At 53.3% G+C, this 22703-nt stretch carries 28 protein-coding genes; 11 read left to right on the top strand and 17 right to left on the bottom strand.

Translation table 11 applies throughout. The features are described 5' to 3' along the window. Window positions 1–11 precede the first annotated feature (11 nt). Window positions 12–653 carry a 3-isopropylmalate dehydratase small subunit gene (gene leuD / locus HYS22_07820; GenBank protein ID MBI1910059.1) on the top strand — a complete coding sequence of 214 codons (642 nt, stop codon included), beginning with the start codon at window positions 12–14 and terminating at the stop codon, window positions 651–653. Here the strand turns inward: leuD and HYS22_07815 are convergent. From HYS22_07815 to HYS22_07790, 6 genes are read right to left on the bottom strand one after another with little or no spacing between them, the layout of a single operon-like run. Further along, window positions 595–1965 (bottom strand): bifunctional folylpolyglutamate synthase/dihydrofolate synthase, encoded by a 1371-nt coding sequence (locus HYS22_07815; GenBank protein ID MBI1910058.1) that lies wholly within the window; start codon window positions 1963–1965, stop codon window positions 595–597. The genes leuD and HYS22_07815 overlap by 59 nt on opposite strands. Next, a complete protein-coding gene (locus tag HYS22_07810; GenBank protein ID MBI1910057.1) occupies window positions 1901–2770 on the bottom strand; it encodes a mannose-1-phosphate guanylyltransferase in 870 nt (289 codons plus the stop codon). The genes HYS22_07815 and HYS22_07810 overlap by 65 nt, the downstream gene beginning before the upstream one ends. Then, entirely contained in the window at window positions 2771–4219 is a 1449-nt protein-coding gene (locus HYS22_07805) for a sigma-54-dependent Fis family transcriptional regulator (protein MBI1910056.1), read from the bottom strand. Beyond that, entirely contained in the window at window positions 4216–5637 is a 1422-nt protein-coding gene (locus HYS22_07800; protein MBI1910055.1) for a sigma-54-dependent Fis family transcriptional regulator, read from the bottom strand. Before HYS22_07800 ends, HYS22_07805 begins: the two co-directional genes overlap by 4 nt. Beyond that, complete coding sequence (locus tag HYS22_07795) at window positions 5638–7023, bottom strand: sigma-54-dependent Fis family transcriptional regulator (protein MBI1910054.1); 1386 nt, start codon at window positions 7021–7023, stop codon at window positions 5638–5640. After that, window positions 7020–8192, bottom strand: a complete 1173-nt coding sequence (locus HYS22_07790; protein MBI1910053.1) for a hybrid sensor histidine kinase/response regulator — start codon at window positions 8190–8192, stop codon at window positions 7020–7022. Before HYS22_07790 ends, HYS22_07795 begins: the two co-directional genes overlap by 4 nt. Before the next feature lie 119 nt (window positions 8193–8311). Here HYS22_07790 and HYS22_07785 point away from each other — a divergent pair, with 119 nt between their 5' ends. From HYS22_07785 to HYS22_07755, 7 genes are read left to right on the top strand one after another with little or no spacing between them, the layout of a single operon-like run. Beyond that, entirely contained in the window at window positions 8312–9355 is a 1044-nt protein-coding gene (locus HYS22_07785) for a phosphoribosylformylglycinamidine cyclo-ligase (protein MBI1910052.1), read from the top strand. Next, window positions 9352–9975, top strand: a complete 624-nt coding sequence (locus tag HYS22_07780; GenBank protein MBI1910051.1) for a phosphoribosylglycinamide formyltransferase — start codon at window positions 9352–9354, stop codon at window positions 9973–9975. Before HYS22_07785 ends, HYS22_07780 begins: the two co-directional genes overlap by 4 nt. Beyond that, a complete protein-coding gene (locus HYS22_07775) occupies window positions 9972–10565 on the top strand; it encodes a hypothetical protein (GenBank protein ID MBI1910050.1) in 594 nt (197 codons plus the stop codon). Before HYS22_07780 ends, HYS22_07775 begins: the two co-directional genes overlap by 4 nt. A 17-nt stretch (window positions 10566–10582) precedes the next feature. Further along, a complete protein-coding gene (locus HYS22_07770) occupies window positions 10583–11260 on the top strand; it encodes a metal-dependent hydrolase (protein MBI1910049.1) in 678 nt (225 codons plus the stop codon). Then, window positions 11257–12738, top strand: a complete 1482-nt coding sequence (locus HYS22_07765; GenBank protein MBI1910048.1) for a hypothetical protein — start codon at window positions 11257–11259, stop codon at window positions 12736–12738. The genes HYS22_07770 and HYS22_07765 overlap by 4 nt, the downstream gene beginning before the upstream one ends. A gap of 36 nt (window positions 12739–12774) precedes the next feature. Beyond that, window positions 12775–13347, top strand: coding sequence for a nucleotidyltransferase domain-containing protein (locus HYS22_07760; protein ID MBI1910047.1), 573 nt, complete (start codon window positions 12775–12777; stop codon window positions 13345–13347). Beyond that, entirely contained in the window at window positions 13322–13672 is a 351-nt protein-coding gene (locus HYS22_07755) for a nucleotidyltransferase substrate binding protein (protein ID MBI1910046.1), read from the top strand. Before HYS22_07760 ends, HYS22_07755 begins: the two co-directional genes overlap by 26 nt. Here the strand turns inward: HYS22_07755 and HYS22_07750 are convergent. Next, on the bottom strand, window positions 13656–14351 hold the full coding sequence (locus HYS22_07750) for a ribonuclease HII (GenBank protein MBI1910045.1): 696 nt from the start codon (window positions 14349–14351) through the stop codon (window positions 13656–13658). The two genes, HYS22_07755 and HYS22_07750, sit on opposite strands and share 17 nt — an antisense overlap. Continuing rightward, window positions 14293–14697, bottom strand: a complete 405-nt coding sequence (gene rplS, locus HYS22_07745; GenBank protein ID MBI1910044.1) for a 50S ribosomal protein L19 — start codon at window positions 14695–14697, stop codon at window positions 14293–14295. The genes HYS22_07750 and rplS overlap by 59 nt, the downstream gene beginning before the upstream one ends. Window positions 14698–14788: 91 nt before the next feature. On the opposite strand from rplS, the gene HYS22_07740 reads away from it, so the two are divergent. Both HYS22_07740 and HYS22_07735 read left to right on the top strand, forming a co-directional pair. After that, window positions 14789–15874: a hypothetical protein gene (locus HYS22_07740; GenBank protein ID MBI1910043.1), complete on the top strand. Its 1086-nt coding sequence runs from the start codon at window positions 14789–14791 to the stop codon at window positions 15872–15874. 14 nt (window positions 15875–15888) lie between these two features. Beyond that, entirely contained in the window at window positions 15889–16314 is a 426-nt protein-coding gene (locus HYS22_07735; GenBank protein ID MBI1910042.1) for a hypothetical protein, read from the top strand. Here the strand turns inward: HYS22_07735 and HYS22_07730 are convergent. From HYS22_07730 to rpsP, 3 genes are read right to left on the bottom strand one after another with little or no spacing between them, the layout of a single operon-like run. Then, a complete protein-coding gene (locus HYS22_07730) occupies window positions 16311–16883 on the bottom strand; it encodes a YceI family protein (protein ID MBI1910041.1) in 573 nt (190 codons plus the stop codon). The genes HYS22_07735 and HYS22_07730 overlap by 4 nt on opposite strands. Before the next feature lie 13 nt (window positions 16884–16896). Continuing rightward, window positions 16897–17586, bottom strand: coding sequence for a tRNA (guanosine(37)-N1)-methyltransferase TrmD (gene trmD / locus HYS22_07725; protein MBI1910040.1), 690 nt, complete (start codon window positions 17584–17586; stop codon window positions 16897–16899). 31 nt (window positions 17587–17617) lie between these two features. After that, window positions 17618–17857, bottom strand: a complete 240-nt coding sequence (rpsP, locus tag HYS22_07720) for a 30S ribosomal protein S16 (GenBank protein ID MBI1910039.1) — start codon at window positions 17855–17857, stop codon at window positions 17618–17620. Between the two features lie 107 nt (window positions 17858–17964). Between rpsP and HYS22_07715 the strand changes: the two genes are divergently transcribed. After that, complete coding sequence (locus tag HYS22_07715; GenBank protein ID MBI1910038.1) at window positions 17965–18864, top strand: formyltetrahydrofolate deformylase; 900 nt, start codon at window positions 17965–17967, stop codon at window positions 18862–18864. A 20-nt stretch (window positions 18865–18884) separates the two neighbouring features. Here the strand turns inward: HYS22_07715 and HYS22_07710 are convergent, their stop codons facing one another. From HYS22_07710 to HYS22_07685, 6 genes are read right to left on the bottom strand one after another with little or no spacing between them, the layout of a single operon-like run. Beyond that, complete coding sequence (locus tag HYS22_07710; protein ID MBI1910037.1) at window positions 18885–19205, bottom strand: DUF5615 family PIN-like protein; 321 nt, start codon at window positions 19203–19205, stop codon at window positions 18885–18887. Continuing rightward, on the bottom strand, window positions 19189–19416 hold the full coding sequence (locus HYS22_07705) for a DUF433 domain-containing protein (protein MBI1910036.1): 228 nt from the start codon (window positions 19414–19416) through the stop codon (window positions 19189–19191). The genes HYS22_07710 and HYS22_07705 overlap by 17 nt, the downstream gene beginning before the upstream one ends. Before the next feature lie 57 nt (window positions 19417–19473). Continuing rightward, window positions 19474–20235, bottom strand: a complete 762-nt coding sequence (locus HYS22_07700) for an ABC transporter permease (GenBank protein ID MBI1910035.1) — start codon at window positions 20233–20235, stop codon at window positions 19474–19476. Beyond that, entirely contained in the window at window positions 20232–20972 is a 741-nt protein-coding gene (locus HYS22_07695; protein MBI1910034.1) for an ABC transporter ATP-binding protein, read from the bottom strand. The genes HYS22_07700 and HYS22_07695 overlap by 4 nt, the downstream gene beginning before the upstream one ends. Then, on the bottom strand, window positions 20973–21539 hold the full coding sequence (locus HYS22_07690) for a dCTP deaminase (GenBank protein ID MBI1910033.1): 567 nt from the start codon (window positions 21537–21539) through the stop codon (window positions 20973–20975). Further along, entirely contained in the window at window positions 21540–22694 is a 1155-nt protein-coding gene (locus HYS22_07685; protein ID MBI1910032.1) for an acyl-CoA dehydrogenase family protein, read from the bottom strand. Window positions 22695–22703 lie beyond the last annotated feature (9 nt).

Raw genomic sequence — 22703 nt, 5'->3', positions numbered from 1 at the left:
GTGAGGGAAATATGAAATCTTTCACAAAATACCACGGTCTGATCGCGACGCTCGACAGGGCCAATGTCGATACGGACCAGATCATTCCCAAGCAGTTCCTGAAATCGATCCGGCGGACCGGTTACGGTGAAAACCTCTTTTTTGATTGGCGCATCCTCTCCGACGGAAAACCGAACCCGTCTTTTGAATTGAACGCCACCCGTTTCAAGAACGCCCGGATCCTCGTCACCCGAAATAACTTCGGTTGCGGGAGCAGTCGGGAACATGCGGTCTGGGCGATTGTCCAATACGGTTTTGCGGCGGTGATTGCCCCTAAAAAAGGAATGACGCCGGCCTTCGCCGATATTTTTCGCAGTAACAGTGCCAAAAACGGTCTATTGACCGTGGAGTTGCAGGAGGCGGAGGTTGAAGAGATCTTCCAGATGGTCGGACGGTACGAAGGGCTTCAGGCAACCATCGACCTGCTGGAACAAAGAGTGGTGCTCCATCTCCCAGAGGAGATTTCATTTCACTTTGAGATCGATCCGGCGACAAAAGAAAAACTGGTGAATGGGTTGGATGAAATTGGTTTGAGTTTGGCCCACGAAAAAGAGATCAGCGCCTTTGAGAGTAGTCACGATTCACAAATAATTCCCTCGCCTCGCCGACGGTAAAAAGAGAGCCGGTGATAACCGTCAATCCCCCTCCCCCTTGAGGGGGGAGGGTTGGGGAGAGGGTGATCCCGTGGCCACCCTCCCCTTCATCCCCTCCCATCAAGGGAGGGGAGATAGTTTTTTCCATCGCCTCTTTTACATTCTTCGTCACCACGACCTCTTTCCCATACCCCCTTACCATCTCCGCCAGGACAGAAGGGTCGAGCGCCCTCCTGGAATTGGGTCTCGTCGTGATCACCTGATCCGCCAACGGGACAATTTCATCCAAGAGGCCCCGAATATCTTTATCGGCCATCACCCCCAAGACCAGTGTGATCGGAACCGATCGATACTCTTCCTCCAGAAAAAGCCGCAAGGCGGCCATCGCCTGCGGGTTGTGGGCGCCATCCAAAAGGAGTGGCGGATTTTTGGAAATCATCTCCAACCGACCGGGCCACTTCGTATTTTTCAAACCAAAAATAATCGCTTCCGCAGGGATCGGCCACCCTTTTTCTTTCAAAATTTCAATTGCCGCTAGCGCACAAGCGGCGTTTTTTTGTTGGTGATGACCGAGAAGGGAAATTGGGGATGGGTCCTGTCTCAGGTTGGGTGATTCACCCTTCCGCCCAACCGGGCTCACCCGTTCCGCTCGGCCGGGCGCCCGACCCTCGCCACCCACCCCTGCAAAGGGAGACTTACACCCCTGAGCCACATTGCGTATCACCCCCAACGCTTCAGGGGACATCTCCCCGCAAACCACCGGCACCCCCGGTTTGATGATCCCTGCCTTCTCAAAGGCAATCGCCTCCAAGGTTTTGCCAAGATGTTCGGTATGGTCCAGACCGATGGTCGTGATAACAGAAACAAGGGGATTGAGGACGTTGGTCGCATCGAAACGCCCACCAAGCCCGGTTTCGATCACTGCGATGTCGACTTTCTGCCTGGAAAAATAAAGAAAGGCCAATACCGTCATGAATTCAAAAAACGAGAGGGGCGTGCCAAGGGGCGCCCCTACATTTTTTTCTAATCTTTGTAATTCCTCAATAAGGGCCTCACATTCCTTTTTCGCAATCATCTCACCGTCGATCTGAACCCGTTCGCGGAAATCGACAAGGTGCGGAGAGGTATAGAGACCGACCCGGAATCCGGCCTTCTTCAAGACAGAAGCGATCATCGCGGCGGTCGAGCCTTTGCCATTCGTTCCGGCGATATGGATCGAAGGAAATTTTCTTTCCGGATGGCCGAGCCCTTCCAGGACCTTTTGGATCTTACCTAAGCCCAGCTTCATCCCAAAATATTCGCGCTCGAGGAGTTTTTGGAAATAATGATTCATACAATTTATCAATGTGCCACTTAGCCAGTTCCGTGAAACTGCCGATATCGCTCCAACCGATCGCGGCAGGGATCACAAAGGCTCGTTTTGTTTTTTCCATGATAGCGTAGTCAATAGAAACTGGTTTCAGCGAACGATAACCATTTTTAGATTTTAATTTTTGGAGCATCCCTGGATTTTGTTTTTTAAATTCATTCAGAAAAAACTGGATTTTTCCGATGAAAATGCCGCCGTTCCAAAAATAGTCGCCACTTTTCAGGTATTTCCTGGCCGTTTTGAGATCGGGCTTTTCACGGAACCGTTTCACCCGATAAATCGATCCGTTAACAGAAACCCCTTTCTGAATATACCCATAGCCGGTGTGAGGCGAAGTCGGCTTCATCCCCAAAGTAAGGATTCCATCGTGCCGTTTTAAAAATTTTTCCCCTTTTCGAAGGATTTTTCGGAACTTCGCGGCATCGCGGATCGCATGGTCAGCCGGCAGGATCACCGCCACCTCGTCGGGAAATCGTTGCACCAGATGCCAAAGAGCAAAACCGATCGCCGGTGCCGTGTTTCGCCCCGCCGGTTCGATAAGAATGTTCTTCTGCGGTAGAGTGGGAAGGAGCCGCCGGACCCAAACGGACTCCGCAACCGGTGCGATGGTAAAAATTTTCCTTCGAGGGCAAAGAGGAAGAAGCCGACCAACCGTTTCACAGAGGAGTGGTTTTTTACCAACCAATGGGAGAAACTGCTTGGGCCTCTTTTTACGCGAGAGGGGCCAGAGTCTTGTCCCTTGGCCGCCGGCGAGGATCAGGGCAAACATTTAGACGGGAACCCCGTATCTTTTGAGTTTGCGGTAGAGGGTCGCCTGACCGATATCCAGTTTCTTGGCCGCCGCCGCGATATCCCCTCCACATTGGGTCACCGCCGCCTCAATGGCGTACCGCTCCACCAGTTCCAGGGGAAGGACTTTCTGAAAAGGATCAAAAACAAAGGAAGAAGAGGAATCGCTTTTTTCAACCTCCCTCTTTTCTGACTGCTGGACAAAGCGGGGGAGATGAAAAAGTTTGACCCGCGTATCGTCATGGAGAACCACCAACCGTTCAACGGCGTTTTCCAGTTCGCGAACATTCCCCGGCCAGTCGTAGTTGACCAGCGCCTCCAGGGATTCTGCGGTAAACTCCTTGAACCGCTTGTTGTTCTTCTGACAATACTGCTGGAGAAAGTGCCTGGCAAGAAACGGGATATCCTCCCGTCGAGAGCGCAACGGGGGGATCTGGATCGGCACCACATTCAGGCGGTAGTAAAGATCTTCCCGAAAATGCCCCTTTTCGACCTCGGCCCGGATATTTTTATTGGTGGCCGCAATGACCCGAATATCAACGGTGACCCGGCTGGTACCACCGATACGGGTAAAACTCCTCTCCTGCAAGACACGCAGGAGTTTAACCTGCAGCGAGGGGTCCATTTCGCTGATCTCGTCCAAGAAAAGGGTCCCGCCATTGGCCCTCTCGCAACTGCCGATATACTGCCTGTCGGCGCCGGTGAAAGAACCCCTTTCATGACCAAAGAGTTCATTTTCCAACAGCTCCTTCGGGATGGCGCCGCAATTGATATCAATAAACCGGTTCGTCGTCCGTTCCGAGTGACCGTGGATCGCCTTGGCGATCAATTCCTTGCCGGTGCCGCTCTCGCCAAGGATGAGGACTGTCGCATGACTCTTGGCCACAGTCTGGACCATGTGAAAGATCTCCTGCATGATCGGTGAAACCCCGACGATATCATCAAACTTCCCTTGCCAGCCGACCTGGCTTTCCAGGACAGAAAACTTTTGAACAAGCCGGTGTCTCTCCGCCGCCTCCCGGATTGATTTTTTCAGACGCGGGAGGTCCGGAGGGGTTCCGAAATAATCCCAGGCCCCCATTTTCATCGTCGAAACAGCCCCCTCCAGTTCGGCCAGTGGCGACAGGCAGATCACCGGCAGTTCCGTCTGCTGTGACTTGAGACGACGCAAGAGATCAATCCCCTTTTCCCTCCCCTCTTTCTGGCTAAAATAGAGAAGGAGAACGTCCGGACGGAAACGCCCCAAGAGTGACGGCAGGAGATCGGGGCTTGCCTCCGTAAGATTGAAATCCCCATCGGGTAAATCCCCCTTGGGTGACACCCGATGGGGCGAATCGCCCTTGGGTGAATCACCCTTTTTCAGACCGGCCACCAGTTTCTTGTCGGGAGAGGCCCCATAACTGAGGAGGAGGACGTTAATCGGACTCATGATCCCCCTCCTTTCTTGAATTCGGTGATATTGATGCCGCACTTCTTGAGGATTTTTTTGAAATTGCTGCGATCCATGCCGGCCCGCGCCGAGGCAACGGAAATATTCCCCCCGGCCCGTTGCAGAAGGGTGGCGATATAGGTCTTGTTAAAGAGGGAGACCGCTTTGTCCTTGGCCTCCTGATAGGTCAAGTGGATCAGGTCACGGTGGTTCTGGTCTTCTGACAGATAAAAAATCTGCCCCAGAAGGGCGGGGGGAAGGTCACGGGCGGTGATTGTCTCAGAGGTGGTCATCACAACGGCCCGTTCAATCACATTTTCCAGTTCACGGACGTTCCCGACCCACCGGTATTCCTGAAAGGTCTGCATCGCATCCACCGAAATCTTCGTCACTTTTTTCCCTGTCTTCTCGGCATACCGCTGGAGAAAATGGTAGGCCAGGAGCGGGACATCCTCCATCCGGTCGCGAAGCGGCGGGACCTGGAAGCTGACAACGTTCAGCCGGTAATAAAGGTCCTCCCGGAACTTTCCCTCCTTGACCCGTTGATAGAGATCCCGATTGGTGGCGGCAATCAGACGGACATCGACATGCTTGGCCTCCGTCCCCCCGACCGGTTTCACCTCGCCATCCTGAAGGACCCGGAGCAGTTTGACCTGCATCATCGGTGAGATTTCGCCAATTTCATCCAGAAAAACCGTCCCTCCGTTCCCCTCTTCAAACAACCCCTTTTTGTCACTGATCGCCCCCGTAAAGGAACCCTTCTTGTGCCCAAACAGCTCGGTCTCCAAAAGATTTTCCGAAAGGGCGGAACAGTTGATCACCACAAACGCCTTGGAGGCCCGAGGGCTCGTTTCATGGAGGGCCCTGGCAAAAAGCTCCTTGCCGGTCCCCGACTCCCCCAGAACAAGAATATTGCTCTCACTGTGCCCCACATTTTCCACCAACCGGAAGAGCTCCTGCATCTTGGCACTCCGCCCGATAATCCCCTGGAAGGAGTCCCGACGACGATCACCACCGCTTTCCAGGTTCTGAACCCTCTTTAACAGCTGTTCTTTCTCCCAGGCCTTGCGGACGGTGTTCAAAACACGGTCCATGTTGTCAAAAGGCTTTGTCAGGTAATCGTAGGCCCCCTGTTTCAGGGAGGAAACCGCCGTATCGATGGTGGCACTCCCGGTGATCAAAATCACCTCAGTCAGGTACCGGTTGTTTTTGATAAACTGAAGGATCTGCAAACCGGAAAACCCTGGCAGATTGAGGTCCACCAGGGCCACATCAATCTCCCTTTTGGCCAGAAGCTGTGTCGCCTCCATCCCGTTGTTCACGGAAAAAGCGAGAAAGTCGTCTTCACGAACGAGTTTTTCCAACGCCTTCGCTATCGAAGGATCGTCATCAACAATCAAAACGAGACCTTTTTCCATTTAATTCACTGCCTCCTTATCCAACTGTTTCTTTTTGATCTTTTCCACAAGGGTTGTCCGATTGAGGCGTAAAAGCGCCGCCGCCTTGTTCTTGTTCCCCCCCGTCTTCTGAAGCGCCTTCAGGATCAACTCCGACTCAAAGTCGGCAACGAGGCTCTTGAAGGAGATCCCCTTATCCGGAATGACAATGCTTGTAAAAAAATCGGGGGTCTTTTCCTCAAAGAGGTGCGACGGCAGGTCTTCCACCTGGATGATCCCCTGTCCTTTGAGAATCACCATCCGTTCGACAAGGTTTTCAAGTTCCCTCACGTTCCCCGGCCAGCCATACCTCAGGATCTTGACCATCGCCTCCTCGGAAAACCCGTCAACCTTTTTCCCATTCTCGTCGTTGCATTTTTGGACGAAATGTTTGACAAAGACGGGGATATCTGCCTTGCGGCTTCGGAGCGGCGGGATTCGCAAGGGGATGACATTCAAGCGGTAAAACAGATCCTCCCGAAACTGCCCCCTCTGTACCGCCTCTTCGAGGTTCCGGTTGGTGGCGGCGATGATCCGGACATCCACTTCGTGTGATTTTGTCGAGCCGACCGGCTCAAATTTTCTCTCCTGCAGGACCCGCAGGATCTTGACTTGGAGTTTCGGGCTCATGTCACCGATCTCGTCTAAAAAGATCGTCCCTTTGTCGGCCACTTCAAATCGTCCCTGCTTGTTGGCAATCGCCCCCGTAAAAGAGCCCTTCATATGGCCAAACAGTTCACTCTCCAGCAATTCTTCCGGGATGGCACCGCAGTTGACTGGGACGAGCGGTTTATCCGCCCGTTGTGAATTATAATGGATGGCACGGGCCACCAGCTCTTTCCCGGTACCGGATTCACCCAAAACCAGAATGGTGGAATCGCTCGCCGCCACTTTATGGATCGTCCGCAACACCTCCTGGATCTGGGGAGAGACCCCGATGATGTTGTCAAAGCGGTATTTCTGCCGGATCTGGCGCTTGAGCTCCCTGTTTTCCTCACGAAGGCTCCTGTGTTCCAGCGCCTTGCTGATCAACAAACCGATATCTTCCAGCTCGAACGGCTTGGTCAGGTAGTGATAGGCCCCCGCCTTGACCGCCTCCACCGCCGAGGGGATCGTTCCGTAGGCGGTCATCACGATGCAGACAAGGTTTGGACTCACCTCTTTCAGGCGCCGGACCAATTCAATGCCGGAGAGCTTGGGCATCATCATATCGATCAGCGCCACATCCGCCGAGGACTCCTTGGCCAGGGCAAGCCCCTTTTCCCCATCCTCAGCCGTCATGACATCATAATTGAGGCTGGTCAGGTATTTCTCCAGCGCCTTCCGGATGATCTCTTCATCGTCAATAATCAAAATTTTGGGTCTCATAGAATTCCCTCCGTTTTTGTACGGGCGACCGGGCCGGTCGCCCCTACCCTCGCAATCGGCAGTGCCACCGTAAAGGCACTCCCTCGCCCCCACTCACTCGTCACTTCAATCCGGCCGCCATGCTCCACAACAATACTGTAAGAGATCGAAAGTCCAAGCCCGGTCCCTTCACCAACCGCCTTGGTCGTAAAATAAGGGTCAAAGATCCGGGGCAGGTGTTCCTTCCGAATGCCGGTCCCCGTATCACGGACAACCAGACCCACTTGTCCTCCGGAGGCCGGCAGGGTTTTGACAAAAATGATTCCTCCCTGTGGCATCGCCTGGAAGGCGTTGGTTAGAAGATTCACCACCACCTGCTGGATGCGGCTTTCATTGCCACAAACAAGAGGGAGCCTTTTTTCGTAATCGGTTTGCACCTCAACACCGCGCGACTTGAACTTGAGGCGCAGGAGGGGAAGGATCTTTTCGACCGCTTCATTGAGATCGACCTCCATCCTGTCGGAGTCTTTCGTCTGCCTGGAAAAGTTGAGGAGGTTCTCCACAATCTTTTTGCACCGGATCGCCGCTCCTTCAATCTCCTTCAAATCATCACGAACGGCATGAGCCGGCTCCAGTTCCCTCATCGCCAGCTGTGTGAAGGCCAGAATCCCCCCCAACGGGTTATTGATCTCGTGAGCCACCCCGCCGGCCAACATCCCCAAGGCGACCATTTTTTCATTCTGCATCAGTTTTTGCTGGAGGATCTTCTCCTCGGTAACATCCCGGTAATGATGCACCACACTTTTCTTCCCGCCAAAGGGGTACGAAGAGACCTGAAAATCCCTATTGGGCATTAACCGATCAATGAAGACCTCATTGGGGCTCTCAATCCTCAGGGTACTGGCCAAAGGACAACCCGGACAAATGGAATCTCTCTTGGCAAAAACCTCGTAACAATGCCGGCCGATCATCTGACGGATCCCCACCTGGGACTTGCCGGCCGAGGCGAGATTGGCCCGTTCGATCTCGTAGCCCTGATTGATGATCATAACCGGATCCAGGATGGAATCAAAGGTCGCCTGCCACATCTGCTTGGCCCGGGAAATCTGCCCCACCAGCTTCTGAAGAGTTTTTAGCTCTTTCTCATTTTTTTTCTTGGGTGGGTGTCGCTTTTTTGTCGCCCGTGTCATTATTAACCCTGATCCCTTTCCAGAAATCCTCTACCACATCTGAAAACCGTTGGCAAGGAATTGAATTTTATTGACTTTTGACTCAGGGGGAGATACCGCTCTCCCCCTGAAAACCGACCATGAAAGCACCTCATAGCCCCTACAAGGAAGCTGGTGTTGACATCGACACCGGCAACCGGTTTGTCCAAAAAATCAAACCGTTCCTCAAGAAAACCGAGCGTCCCGAGGTCCTTTCAAGGCTCGGTCACTTTGCCGGCCTCTTCCAGGTCAACAAATTAAAGTACACCAATCCGGTCCTCGTCTCCTCAACCGATGGGGTCGGCACCAAGATCCTTATCGCGGTGGAGATGAACCGGTTTGATACCATCGGTATCGATCTTGTTGCGATGTGCGTAAATGATGTCCTCTGTCTTGGGGCAGAACCGCTCTTCTTCCTCGACTACTATGCCTCCGGCAAACTGGATATCGAAGCGGCCGCAACGGTTGTTCGGGGGATTGCCAAGGCCTGTGCCGACATCAACTGTTCGTTAATCGGCGGTGAAACGGCCGAGATGCCTTCTATTTACCGGGACGGCGACTTTGACATGGCTGGTTTTACGGTCGGGATCGTTGACCGCGACCAGATCATCGACGGCTCCTCCATCTCCATCGGCAACAAGATTATCGGGATCGGCTCTTCCGGTTGCCACTCAAACGGTTATTCCCTCGTGAGGAAGATTCTCAAGGAGGCGAAGGCCTCCCTGAAAGATCACCCCAAGGAGTTGAAAACCTCCCTGGGGGAGTCCCTCCTGATGCCGACACGGATTTATGTCAATACGGTCATGAATCTGAAGAGAGATTTTTCCCTGCATGGGATCGCCCATATCACCGGCGGCGGCCTTCTGGAAAACCTGCCTCGGGTCCTGCCGGCCCAGTGCCGTGCCGAGATCCGGCTTTCAAACTGGCCCCGCCCGCCGTTATTCACCTGGCTTCAAAAAGAGGGGAAGGTCGAGGAAGAAGAAATGCAACGGGTCTTCAACTGTGGAATCGGCCTGATGTTGGTGGTGCCAGCCCCTGAGGTGGAGGATATCCTTCAGCGCCTGAAGAGTCTTCAGGAAGAGGCCTGGTTGATCGGAGAGATCGTGGAACGCAAAAAAGGAGAACCGTCTTTAAGCATCTTATGAGATTACCGCTCCGACTCGGAGTCCTGGTTTCCGGAAACGGAACCAACCTGCAGGCAATCCTCGACGCGATTGAACGAAAAAAACTCTCCGCTGAAATTGCGCTCGTCATCAGCAACCGGCCAGAGGCGCACGCCCTCCAGAGGGCCCGGGACAAAAAAATCCCCATCGCCGTTGTCACCGCACAGGAGTACCCGAGCCGGGAATCTTTTGACGGAAAAATGAGTGAACAGCTCGACGGAAAAAAGGTAGGGCTTGTCATCCTGGCCGGTTTTATGCGAATCCTGACACCAACCTTTGTGCGCCATTACCAAGGACGACTGATGAACATCCACCCTTCACTTCTCCCTTCCTTTCCGGGACTCCATGCGGTACAACAGGCCTTAGACCATGGCGTCAAGCAGACCGGTTGCACCGTCCATTTTGTCGATGAGGGAACAGACACTGGACCGGTCATCCTCCAACAGGCGGTGCCGGTCCTGGACAATGACACGGAGGCCACACTGACCGAACGAATTCACCGCGAAGAACACAAGCTGTATCCCAAGGCGATCGAACTTTTTGCCCAGGGGAAAATCAGGCTCACCAACCGGCGTGTCCTTATTTCAGGAGGAGTCCTATGAAAAAATTAGCCGTGGGTCTTGCACTGTTCCTCACCCTGGCCACTCCCTGCCTCCAGGCTGATGAAGGGGAAGGTTACGACGGCGGGCGGCGCGGTTTTACCGTCGGTTTCGGACCGATCGGCAATATTTACGTCATTGATACCCTGCCGATCATGGATCCCGGTATCGGCGGTTATGTCTATTTTGACTACCGGTTCCACCCGCAGGTCGCCTTTGAGACCTCCTTTTTTGTCTCCAGCCAGGATGCCGACAATGTCTCCAAGGCGGACGGGAACATCCTTCTTCTGGGGATCCCGGCCTTTGACATCAAGCTCTATTTCCGCGACGGAGAGCCGAGATGGGACCCGTACGCCTCCACCGGGATCGGTGTCTACATCCTGACCGAAGGGAATGTGAGCAATTCCACGGGGGGGGCCGGAATCGGGGCCCAGGTGTCACTCGGTTTTGACTATTATTTGAATAGCCTCATCTCGCTCGGGTTTCAGGGGGCCTTCCGGTCGGTTGGGGTGATTACCAATTTCGGAACCCCCAGCGCCAGCACGGCGATCTTCCCTTACTCGTTGCAGGGGAATGTGGCGTTCCATTTTTAACGGGAGGAATAGAAACAATGGTTAAATTAACCTATTTCGGCCATTCCTGCTTCGTCATCGAAGGAAGCAAGGGGAAGTTTATCATCGACCCATTCCTGAAAGGGAACCCTCATGTGAAGGTCAACCCGAACGAGATCTCGGTGGATGCGATCCTGGTCACCCATGGCCATCAAGATCATCTCGGAGACGCCGTCGAGATCTCCAGGAGAAATCACGCCCCGGTCATCGGGGTCTATGAACTGGTCCAGTACTGTCTGGCCAAGGGGGCCGAGAAGGGGCATGGGATGAACTTGGGCGGTAGTCGCCGTTTTGATTTCGGTGAAGTTTACGTCGCACCGGCCTTTCACAGTTCGGGAACCGCTGATGGTTCCTACGCCGGTTCCCCCTGCGGTTTTATCATCCATTGTGACAACAAAACGATTTACCATGCCGGGGATACCGGGCTCTCTCTGGAAATGACACTGATGGGGGAACTCCATAATATCGATGTTGCCATCCTGCCGATTGGCGACAATTACACGATGGGACCCGCCGATGCGGCCAAGGCGGTGGAGTTTCTGAAACCCAAAATGGCGATCCCGATGCATTACCGGACCTTTCCGGATATTGAACAGGACCCCGAAGAATTTATGGACAAAGTAGGGGATCTGGCTAAAGTAAAGATCATGGGGTTTGGGGAAACCTTCGAGTTATGACAATGACCCCCAATTTTTGCGACCTCCTCGTTGTCGGGAGTGACCTTTCCGGCATCCTGGCGGCGACTCTGCTCGCCAAACGGGGGATGAGTGTTCTTGTGTTGGAAGACGATGGCGGTTTTGAACCGAACGTCTTGACCGGCCTTGAATCCCGGCTTTTCAAAAGTATCCTTGGCAAATTGATGATCCCGGACGGGCGGTTGCAGATCATTGAGAAAAATCGGGTCAGTTACCAGGTCGTCTTTCCGCGGAATCGGCTGGATGTTTCGCCCAATCCCTCCATCCTCTTCAAGGAGATTCAACGCGAATTCCCGGAGCTTGTCGGTTTCTTTGAAAACCTCTACAACGAGGCTGAAGGGTTTCGCAAAACGGCGCTGGAGCTGCTGGCCCCTTCACTTCCCATCGCGGACAAAAAGGAAAAAAAGAGGTTTGTCAAACTGGCCCGGGCCCTTCCCTATCAAAGGCTCTCTTCCCTTGTGGAGAAGACGCCTGTGGAGGTAGCCAGTTTCATCCGGTCCCAACTCCTGTTTCTGTCTCAGGGGGTCCTCATGGATCCGCTTTTCTTTCAACTCTGTTTTCTTCTCTCTCCGGAAATCTTCGCCACCTACTCGGTCAAGGGAGGGCTAACGGAACTGAAAAAAATCTTCTACGAAAAGATTGAATACTTTGGAGGAGCGGTTCAGAGGGCAACGGATGGTTTCGATCTGGTCATTCAGAAAAAAGAGGTCAAAGGGGTCAAACTCCCCCAGTGTGGTTTTGTGACTCGGTGCCGATACCTGCTGGGGAATACCAATATCCAAAAGATTTACCAGATGATTCCGAACCGGAAGATCTACCAGATGACCCCCAAAGGGTGGCTCACCCAAGGATTCCGCACAATGCAATTTAAAAAGAAGGCGTCCCGACTGGCGCCGGTCACTCACCGGATGAATCTTTTGTATGTTGTTGACAGTCAGGTCCTGCCAACCCCGATGAAGGAAAATCTTCTTTTGATCCAGGACCCGTCGCTCCCTTTATCCGGTAGCAACTACCTGCAGCTGAACCGGCAACCGATTCCCAAAAACATGAAGCAAGAAGGAGACACGTTGCTTTCTGTGAGTTATTTTCTGCCGCCGGAAAAACTGTCAATGACTGTGCCAGAGTTTGAAAAACTCCACGAAGAGATCACCGGTCTTCTCCACAGACTGATTCCGTTTGCCGGTAGTTCGCTCAAAAGGGTTTCCCCCAAGATTTTGCCGGAAGAGGATGGACTCTTCCCGGAAAGCTCCGAGGAATACAACGCCTTCCGGAAGGGCGCCGGCGCCTGCGTTGCCTACACCCCCTCTTTTTTCTTCCCGACCCTCACCTCTCCCTACGATAACATGCTGACCGTCGGGCCAAACCTCCTCCCCTGGCTCGGCACGGAAGGAAAGGTCCTCTCCGCCCTCAAGGCGGTCGACCTGATCTGGGGACGGGAACTGAAACTCAGGGAAGGTTAGAATTGACAATATTATTGTATACTGTATAATAATACTGTGCATATCATTGATGCCCGGCGATTTGAGGAGGCCTTGAAGGAGCAGGGTTATCCCTCCATTGGCGCCTTGGCGAAGGATCTCGGTCTCCATCGGAACACCATTCACTACTATCTTTCGGGTCATGGCGTTTTTCCGGCCGCCTTTGAAAAGCTCCTTTCAAGACTCCGGCTGAAACCGGCAGAAATTTTGATCCAGAGTGAAGAGTCCTCTTTATCCCCACTCGAACCGATCGCCCCCCTGATCAGTCAACTCCAAGAGGAGTTTCCTTCCGTAGCTTTTGTTCTGTTCGGTTCACGAGCCAGGCAGAAGGCGCAAAAATATGCGGATTGGGATATCGGTATCTATGCCGAAAAGGGGCTCTTCCACGAAATTTACCGGAGTATGATTCAAAAGAAGGGGGACTTTGAAGAATCTTCTCCCTATAAAATCGACCTCGTCAATCTCAACCGGGCCGACAACGATTTTTTGCGACAGGCCTCCAAGGGATCGGTTTTTCTGGGAGGGTCGCTCACCAGCTGGATTGCCTTGAACAAAAGGAGTCGCCATGAAGAAGCTAAAAGAGGCCATTGACGATCTGGAGCATGCCCTCTCCTTTCTGAACAAGGCCGAAAAAGACGATTTTTATTATTCGGGTATCGCCAAAAAATTTGAGATCTGTTTTGAATACGCCTGGAAGCATTTTAAACAAAAGGCCAATGATGAGGGGTTTGAGGCCTACAGCCCCAAAGAGGCGATCAAGCTGGCCGGCCGCATGGGGCTTATTGACAATGTCGAAAAATGGCTCGCCTTTCTGGAGGATCGCAACCTCGGCGTTCATGACTACCTGGGCATCGAACAGAACCAGTATCTCAAAACAATCCAATCGTTCTTTACCGAAGTTAAAAAGTTGAAATAGACAGCAAGGGTGATTCACCCATGGAGATTTGACGGCAGGGGGCGAAGCTCTTCCGGTGAAGTTCGGTTAAGCCGTAGGTCCGAATCTCCTTCAAATGAATCTTTGTCCCATACCCTTTATGGCGTGAAAACTGGAACTGCGGGTATCTCTCCTGCCACTCAACCATTGTCCTGTCCCGGGTGACCTTGGCAATGATCGACGCGGCGGCGATTGAAAAAGAAAGGGAATCCCCCCGGATAATCTGTGTTTGCGGGTAGGCCGAGGTGATCCTGAAATTACCGTCGATCAGGAGGTGATCCGGCGGAACCTTTAAATAACCGAGTGCCAGCTCCATCGCCTTTTTGGAGGCCTCAAGGATATTCATCCGGTCAATCTCATCCGGCCCCACAACCCCAACCCCCCAGGCGATCGCCTTTTCCAGAATTTGGGGGTAGAGTTCTTCCCTCTTCTGCGGACTTAATTTTTTGGAGTCATCCACGCCAGCAATCGTTAAATAGGGTGGAAAAACAACGGCGGCGGCAACGACAGGACCGGCAAGACAACCACGACCTGCCTCATCTAACCCCGCGACAAACCGAAAACCCTGGCGGTAACACTGCCCCTCAAAGAAGAACAGATCTCTAGGCTGACCGGACTTCTGGCTGGCTGGTAGCCGCCGGCGGAGCTTGGTTAGCTTCAGCAAATTCCTCTTCCCCTTCGAGTCTCGCCTTCTTGCCGGAAAGGTCTCTCAAGTAGTAAAGCTTGGACCGACGAACCTTGCCGCGCGAAACGACCTCCAGCTTGGCCACGGTCGGGGAATAAAGCGGGAAAATCCTCTCAACACCAACACCATAAGAGATCTTGCGAACCGTGAAACTCTTGCGAATCCCGCTACCGGCGATCCGGATCACAACCCCCTCAAAGACCTGGATCCTCTCCTTTTCCCCTTCCCGAACCCGGGTGGAAACCTTGACGGTATCCCCCGGCTGGAACTGGGGCAGATCCTTGCGGAGCCCCTCTCTTTCTATCTTCTGGACGGTATTCATGAGGGGGGGAGACCTAACAAATCCATTTTTCTAAGGCAATAGGGTTTTTTAAGTGGAAAAAGGGGAGGAAAATGATAGGTCCTCTGTGAGAATGCGCCTTTTCCCAGCGGCCTTTTTGGCAACCCTTCTAATCACCCCCCCTCTCTGGGCCCTCCCCCGTTATGCCGTGCAGGAGGGGGTCGGTTGCGTCTCCTGCCACGTCAATCCAACCGGGGCCGGCAAACGGAACGATACCGGGGGTTTCCTCTTTGCCAGAAAACTCTCGTTGAAAAGTACAAGGGTGATTCACCCAGGAGACCTTGTCCCTCTGGACTTACCCAACGGCCGCTTGAATAAATTTGCCGCGATCGGGGCCGATTTTCGGGTCCATGACACCACCACCCTCGGAACCGTCAACACCAACAATATCCAGATCCCTCAAGGAAGCCTCTATTTGGAGCTGAACGCCGGCCAGCACCTGACTGCCTACGCCGATTATGACCTCGCCAATACCGCGAGCCGCGAACTGTTCGGGATGGTCCATCAGCTCCCCGCCGGCCTCTACTTTAAGGTGGGGCGGATCAACCTTCCCTACGGCCTTCGGGTGGATGATGACTCAAGCCCGATCCGGACCAGTTTCAATGCCACCTTTGCCAATCAGGATATCGGTGGTGAGATCGGCATCGCCCCGGGCCCCCTGGAGATCATTACCGCCGTCTCCAACGGCGTCCCCGGAGGCACCAACGACGAAAATGCCGCCAAGGCGATCACAACAACCGTTCAGTGGGTTGGAAAACGGGGACGGGTCGGTAGTTCCTTTCAATTCAATAAGCGATCAACGACCCGGCTGATCTCCACCGGCCTGCATGGCGGGTTCACCCTGGGGCCCCTGATCGGACTGGGAGAAGTGGACCTCCAGCAGAACCATCCCAACAGTACCACGACTAGTAACGCCTGGGTCATTGCCGGTTATAGCGAGCTGGACTGGAAGGTCATCGACGGTCTTTCTCTCAAAACGGTTTACGATTATTTGGACCCGAATTATCTGGTCGGAGGCGACCTTCAACACCGGATCGGGTTCGGTATCGATTTATACCCCTTGTCCTATTCGCAGATTTCGGTACTCTATCGGGCGAATCTGGGAACCGGTCCCTTGGGGGATGACCAGATTCTGCTCAAGATGCACTTTTTCTTTTGATGGATATATTTTACATGAAACAAACCTTTCTTTTTTTTGCTGTTCTCTTGACCCTTTTTTCCGCCTGTGGGGGCTCCTCCGAGACCGATGCCACCGATGACACAATCACCGGAACACTCACCAGTCTCCAAACCAATCTCTTTACCCCGACTTGCGCCCTCTCCGGCTGTCATTCCAGCAGTTCCCAGTCTGGTTCCCTTTCCCTCGCGGCGGGGGAATCATTCGGCTCTCTCGTCGGGACCGCCGCGAATGAACTCCCCAGTATGAACCGTGTCACTGCCAACGACACTACCAAAAGCTACCTGATCCACAAACTGGAAGGGACCCAAAGTAGTGCCGGCGGGAGCGGCTCACGGATGCCGCTGGGAGGGTCTGCCCTGACCGAGGCCGAGATCCAGGCGACCAAGGATTGGATCAACAGTGGCGCAAAAAATAATTAAGGTCTCAAGACCAGCTGAAGCGTCACCGTCACCTTCTCCGCTAGCTTCACCCATAACACCTGCGGACGCTCGATCTGGTAGTCGGCCAAAAGGATCGGGAATGTTGAAGAGATCTGCAGTTCCTGTTTTGTCGGGTCGTACAAAACTTCCAACGGGATAGTCTCAGTCCTCTTGATGCCGTGCAGGTCAAAGCTCCCTTCGGCAGTCACGCCCCCTTTTTGCCCCGGCGTTAGCAACTTCATCCCGCCAATCTGTTTCAAGGTAAAACGGATTTCAGGGAATTGGTCGGTCTCCAAAAATTCACGCATATCTTTGTCACGCAGACGGTTGCCTGTCTTCAGACTGACTGGATTGACGGAAAAAGTGCCCTGCACCTTGGTCAACTGCCCGGCGTTCCCTTCCACCCAACCGGAGATCTCTTTCGTCTTCCCGACAAAATCTTCCAACGGGGCCTTTGAACTGAACTGAACGGAACTCTCCTCGGGAACGACCTGAAACCGGACCGGCTTCTCACCCGCTATTGCGAAAAAAGAAACAGATATCAGAAGAAAAAATAGTTTTATTTTCATCTCACCCTAGACCCTACTTTTTTAACAGATCCGGCCTCTTTTTACCTGTCTTTTCTTTTGCCATCCTTTGCCGCCAGTTTTCAATCTCCTTGTGATTCCCGGAGAGGAGAATCTCCGGAACCTTGAGCCCCCGAAAATCTTCCGGCCGTGTGTACTGGGGGTGTTTTAACTGGCCATCGGAGAGGGTGTCTTTCGCAACCGACCCCTGATCCCCCACCACCCCGGGGATCCATCGCACCACCGCCTCGATCAAGACGAGCGCCGCCGCCTCTCCCCCCATCACCACATAATCACCAATCGAAATCTCTTCATCAATCCAGCCTCCTTCAACAACCCGGGCATCGACCCCTTCATAGCGGCCGCAAACCAGGACAAGCTGGTCATAGGCGGCCAATTCTTTCGCCTTGGACTGCGTCAACAGATTCCCTTGAGGGGATAGAAGGAGTCTTCGACTCTTTTTCCCTTTTTGACACAGGGTTATTTTTTCGATCGCCGCAACGACCGGTTCCACCTTCATCAACATCCCCGGACCGCCGCCGTAGGGAGTATCATCCATGGTACGGTGACGATCGGTCGCAAACGACCTCAAATCGTGAAGAGAAACGCCAATCTTTTTGGAGACAATCGCCTTCTGGAGCAGGGCGACCTTGAGAGGTCCTTCAAAAAACGAGGGGAAGAGGGTCAGTATGTCGAAAGAGTGCACGGGCGCTTCAGCCAAAGGATAACTCGAGATTTTAGGAACGAACGGATCTAAGGATATGATTGACCGTCTCCGAAGGTTTGGCCCCTTTGGAGAGCCACCATTGGGTCCGTTCCTTATTGACCGTTGATTTTTCAATCCCCTTGGCCGGGTCGTAGGTCCCAAGGATTTCCAAACAACGCCCGTCCCGGGGAAAAGACTTGTCCGCCACAACGATCCTGTAAAACGGTTTCTTTGTTGCCCCAACACGCGAAAGCCGGATATGTGTCGCCACTTTTTCTCCTTAATGAAAGCGGGGGGAGCCTAGGGAATTGGCCCTTCAAAGTCAAGGGACAATGTAGGCCTTTGATTCTTCTGCCCAATATGCTAAATTAGCCCTTAATGTCTCACCCAAAGATCGCTCGCATTCGTGTTGCCGGGCCGGACCACAAAGGGATTATTGCGGCGGTCACCGGCTACCTCTCCCAAAATAATATCAACATCGAGGATATCGACCAGAGGATTTTAGAAGGGGTTCTCGTCATGAACATGGTGGTTGATTTTAAGGAGATGCGAACCCCCCTCCCCCATTTCCTGAAAGGACTCCGGGAGGTGGCCCGAAAGATCCGGATGGAGATCAGTTTTCATCCGGAAAAAGAAAAAAAATTAAAAGAGATCGCCATCCTCGCCACCAAAGAGCCTCACTGTCTGGAAGAACTCTTAAGACAGATGAAGAGGGGAGAGATCAAGGGAAAACCGGTGATGGTTCTTTCCAACCGGACCGACCTTCGACCGATCGCCGCCAGATATCACGTCCCCTTTTACTACAACCCGTCTCTCCGTAAAAAGGAACATGAGGAAAAAATTTTGAAAAAACTGGCCGGTTTTGACGTCGATGGGATCATCCTCGCCCGTTACATGCAGATCCTCTCCCCGGAGTTCTGTTTTCGTTACGAAGGGAAAATCATCAACGTCCACCCGTCGCTCCTCCCCTCTTTTCCGGGCGCACGGGCCTATTCACAGGCGTACCACAAGGGGGTGGAGGTGACCGGCGTCACCGCCCACTTTGTCACCACCGATCTCGACGAAGGACCGATCATCTGCCAGGAGGCGTTCCGGTTTGACAAGACCAAGACACCACTTGAAGAAATTATCGAACGCGGAAAAAAACTGGAGGCAAAGACCCTCGCCCGCGCAGTCAAACTGTTCTGCAACAACCGCCTCGTCCTCCGCCGCGGCAAGGTGATCGATAACCGGAAATTGCGAGAACTGACTGAAAAAACAAAGGGGTTTTACCGCTAAACCACCAACCCAAGTTTTTTTCAAAGCACCTTAACAATACCCTTGACGGGACCCTGTTGTAACAGTTGCCTCACTTTGGGCATTAGACGTTGGAAGGATTCCAAACGATTATTTTTTGTGACCAAAATGATAACGCCAATTTGTGCCGATTCCAGATTTTGCTGATAAGTAAGATTTTGGTCCGCCGTGAGAAACAGGTCGAATTTGGAGGCGGCCAATTTCAACAATTCGCCGTTTTTCTTTCCTGCCCAACTCATTTCAGGAACAGTGAAAACCTCGTGATACTCTAGGAGGTCGCCTTTCAATTTTTTGGGGAGACATTCGTCAAGCAATACGCGCATGAGGCCCACTCACAAGAGTTTCTTTGGCTACTTCCAAGATATTGAGAACCTGTTCGTGACTGACAGTCGGAAAATCTTCCAAGAAATCAGTGGTGGACTTACCCTCTTCCAGATAGTCTAAGAGATTCTGGATGGGAACCCTTGTGCCAGCAAAAACGGGTGTCCCCCCCAAAAGTTCTTTTGAACGCTGGATAATGTTATCGTGCCTCACAGGGACAGTATTGCACCCTCTCCATCAGGATTCAAGACAGAAATAGTCAATAAAACCTTAAACCACCAGCCTCTTGACCATCCGCCGGATCGCGAACCAGCAAAAAAACAGGGCCAGCAGGAGAATCCAGCTAAAGGGGAGGAGAAGATTCCAATCGAATCCCTTTTGGGCAAGCGTCCGGCAGAGGTGTACGGCGGGGGTGAGCGGGAGGATCCAGACAATCTTCTGTAAAAAGACCGGCATCCCGGAGAGTGGAAAAAAAGTGCCGGAGAAAAGAAACATCGGTTCTAAAAAAAGGGTAAAATAATAGGTAAAGAAATCATAATCCGGGGCATAGGAAGTCGCGAGCATCCCGAGCCCGGAAAAAAGAACCGCCGTAATCCCCATCACCGGGGCAATCCACAACGCCCCCAAGGGAGTGATGAGGCCGGCGACCACCATCGCGATCAACATCACGAGCCCGGCCAGACAGGCCTTGGTCGCCCCCCAGAGGATCTCCCCCGCCACCACCTCTTCCATGCTGATCGGTGTCGCCGCAATGGAGGCATAGGTCTTTTGTTTCTCCATCCGGGTAAAGGAACTGAAAGTGGTTTCAAAGGAGGCGCTATTCATCACCGACGAGGCGATCAGCGCCGGGGCGAGGTATTGAACATACGGGATCCCCTCAATCGGCGGGATAAAGGAACCGAGACCATAACCGATCCCGACAAAGTAGAGAACCGGTTCCCCCAACGCCCCAACGAGACTGGTGTGCCAGTATTTGGACCAGACGATTAAGTCGCGGAGCCAAACCTTGAAGAGACGTCTCCCCAGATTCATTCCCTTAAGTCCCTCCCGGTCAGTTTCAAGAAAACCTGTTCTAAATTTTCAACCCCCTGGTTTTGGATGAGGGCCGAGGGAGACCCTTCCTGAATAATCTTGCCATGATCCATAATCACCAAACGGTCGCAGAGCTCTGACGCCTCTTCCATATAGTGGGTGGTGAGGATCAGCGTCACCCCCTGGCCCTTGAGTTCTCTGAGTTTGTCCCAGATGGCGTGACGCGCCTGCGGGTCGAGGCCGGTCGTCGGTTCGTCCAAGATAAGGAGTTCCGGTTCGTTGATCAACGCCCGGGCGATCAAAAGGCGCCGCTTCATCCCGCCGGAGAGTTTGTCAATTGGGGCCTTTCGCTTTTCCTCCAACTGAAAAAATTGGAGAAGCTCCCCGGCCCGTTTCTGAGACAAACGGGAGGAGAGGTCAAAGTAGCGCCCGTACATGAGAAGATTTTGAATGACGGTCAGGTCCGGATCAAGGCTGTCCTCTTGAGGGACCACACCGATCCGTTTTTTGATCTCTCTTGCCTTTTTCTCCGGGTCTTCGCCAAAAACCAGGAGATCCCCGCCACTCCGTGGCGAGGCGGCATCAATCATTCGCATCAAGGTGGTCTTGCCGGCCCCGTTCGGGCCCAGAAAACCAAAACAGACTCCACTGCGGATCTCGAAGTCAACCCGGTCGACGGCAGCCAGGCCCCCAAAATTTTTAACAATCTGCCGGGCTGAGATAATAGAGGGTGACATCTAGATCTTCGAGGTCGTGATCTCTTTTTGGGCCTGATATTTTCCCTTTTTATCCTTGTAGGAGGTTTGGCAGAGATCGGTCGCCTCCAGAAAAAGGACCTGGGCGATCCCCTCCCCGGCGTAGACTTTTGCAGAATAGGGGGAAAGGTTGGCAATCTGAATGGTGACAAACCCTTCCCACTCCGGTTCAAAGGGGGTGAGGTTTACAAAAACCCCGGACCGGGCATAGGTCGACTTGCCGAAGGCGATCGCCAGAATATCCCGCGGGATCCGGAAATATTCGATACTCTGGCCCAAGACAAAACTGTGCGGAGGGATGATGCGGACCGACTCCCGTTTTTCCTCGAAGTGCGAGGGATCGACATTCTTGGGGTCGAGGATCTCTGCCTCCGGTTTGTCTGAAGCGGGTCGCAAAACCTTGAACTGATCTGAGAGGCGCATGTCGTAGCCGTACGAAGAAACCCCGTAGGAGATCACCCCTTTTCGAACCTGATCTTTGGCGAATGGCTCAATCATCTTTTTTTGTTCAGCCATCTCGCAGATCCAGTGGTCAGGTTTGACAGGCATTTAGCACCCCAAATGTCGTGAGATCACGATCCGTTGGACCTCGCTCGTTCCTTCCCCAATCTCCAAAAGACGCTGGTCCCGGTAAAATTTGGCGACCGGGTATTCCTCCATCAGGCCGTACCCGCCAAAAATTTGCACCGCATGATCGACCACCCTCCCCATCACCTCGGAACAATAAAGTTTTGCCATCGAGGCCTCCTTGGCAAACGGCCGCCCCTGGTCTTTCAGCCAGCAGGCCCTGTAAAGGAGGCCGCGGGCCGCCTCGATCTCGGTTGCCATATCGGCCAACTTGAAGGCGATCGCCTGATGCTTGGCGATTGGCACGCCAAAGGTTTTTCTCTCCTGGGAATATTTCAAGGCCGCCTCAAACGCCCCTTCGGCCCCACCCAACCCCATCGCGGCGATCCCCAGACGGCCGGAGTCGAGCGTCTTCAACATCTGACGAAAACCATCCCCCCTTTTGCCTAAAAGATTTTCCTCCGGCACCGTCACATCCTGAAAATAGAGCTCCGCCGTGTTGGAGGAACGCCAGGTCATCTTGTGGTGCATCGTCTTCGCCACAAAACCGGCGGCCCCTTTTTCTACAATGATGCAAGAGATTTCCTTCTTACCGGTCTGTTTTTCAACGCCGGTCACACATTGCACCGTTACACCGGCCGTGATCTCGGTCGAACCGTTGGTGATAAAAATCTTGGAGCCGTTGATGAGCCATTTGCCATTTTTGAGTTCGGCGTGGGTCTTGGAACTGCCGGCATCGCTCCCCGCCTCCGGCTCGGTCAGGCCAAAGGCCCATAGTTTTTTGCCAGTGCAAAGATCGGGAAGGTATTTCCGTTTCTGTTTTTCAGTCCCGAAGGCCACAATCGGCCCGATCCCCAAAGAGTTGGCCGCCGCCACGGTCGCCGCTTGACAGCCATCGACACGGGCCAGTTCCTCGACGCAAAGGATATAGGAGAGGGTGTCTGCCCCTTGTCCACCATAATCAGGAGAAATCGTCATTCCAAAGAGTCCCAAGCCGGCCATTCGGGCGGTCAGGGCGCAGGAAAACTCCTCTTTTTCATCCAGTTTTTGGGCGACCGGCCGGATCTCTTTTTCGGCAAAGTCACGGATCGTTTTCCGGAGCATCTCTTGCTCGGCCGTCAGATCAAAATCAGGCATGGGGACTTC

This window comes from Deltaproteobacteria bacterium, from assembly GCA_016177765.1.
GTDB lineage: Bacteria > UBA10199 > UBA10199 > JACPAL01 > JACOUP01 > JACOUP01.
This window is presented reverse-complemented; position numbering and strand designations above follow the sequence as displayed.